Origin of the sequence: Streptomyces sp. YIM 98790, from assembly GCF_011421595.1 — a bacterium.
In the GTDB taxonomy this organism is placed as follows: domain Bacteria; phylum Actinomycetota; class Actinomycetes; order Streptomycetales; family Streptomycetaceae; genus Streptomyces.
This window is the reverse complement of record NZ_WTLH01000390.1, coordinates 1-1,085: the sequence shown is the minus strand read 5'-3', so window position 1 is coordinate 1,085 and position 1,085 is coordinate 1. Positions and strand designations below refer to the sequence as shown.

Here is a 1,085-nt window from a genome sequence, read left to right as displayed (position 1 = left end):
CCGCACGGGTGATCTGGCGCGGCGGCGTGCCGATGGTGTGCTGGAGTACGCGGGCCGGTCGGATGTGCAGGTGAAGGTCCGCGGTGTGCGGATCGAGCCGGGTGAGGTGGAGGCGGTGCTGACCGCCCACCCCGGCGTCGCCCAGGCCGCCGTCATCACCCAGGACGACGGCCGCGGCACCCGCCTCGTCGGCTATGTCGTCCCGGTCGACGCCGATGCCGGAGGCTTCGGCAGCGTGGACAGCCTCGGCGACCTGGATGTCGACCTGACCAGCGGGCTGGCCGTGCGGGAGCTGCGCCGTTTCGTCGCCGACCGGCTGCCGGAATTCATGGTGCCCTCGGTGTTCGTGGTGCTGGACCGGCTGCCGCTGGCGCCCAACGGCAAGCTGGACCGGGCGGCGCTGCCGGAGCCCGAGCAGAGCGCGGAGGCGTACCGGGCGCCGCGCACGCCGCGGGAGGAGACGCTGGCCGGCATCTATGCCGAGGTGCTGGGCCTGGACCGGGTCGGTGTCGACGACGACTTCTTCGCCGTGGGCGGTGACTCGATCCGCTCCATCCAGGTCGTGGCCCGGGCCCGGGCCCAGGGCCTGGAGGTCACCCCCCGGCAGATCTTCGAGCACCGCACCGTCGCCGAACTCGCCGAGGTCGCCGCCGGGCACACGGGCGACGTTCCCGTCCTGGAGGAGCTGGCCGGCGGTGCTCTCGGCACCATGCCGCTGCCGCCCGTCGGGCACTATCTGCTGGAGCAGGGGGGCGGCCACCGCCGGTTCGCCATGTCCCTGGTGCTGGATCTGCCTGCCGGTATCGACGGGGAGGGACTGGCGGCGACCCTGGGCGCGGTCTTCGACCGGCACGACGTGCTGCGCTCCCGGCTGCTGCCGGAGGAGGGCGAGGGCGGCAGCCTGCAGATCGCTCCGCCCGGTTCGGTGGAGGTGCCCGCGCTGATCCGCCGGGTGGCCTGGGAGGGCGACTGGGGCGAGGAGTGGCGCCGGGCGGCCGAGGCCGAGCTGGACGCGGCGACCGGAAGGCTGGACCCGGCGGCCGGGGTGATGGCCCAGTTCGTCTGGTTCGACCCCGCCGGCCCCG

At 74.7% G+C, this 1,085-nt stretch carries 1 protein-coding gene; it reads left to right on the top strand.

Annotated features, from left to right (window positions below; translation table 11 throughout):
- Nucleotides 1-85: 85 nt before the first annotated feature.
- On the top strand, nucleotides 86-1,085 hold a 1,000-nt coding region (locus GQS09_RS28295), incomplete at its 3' end, for a phosphopantetheine-binding protein (RefSeq protein WP_313896388.1).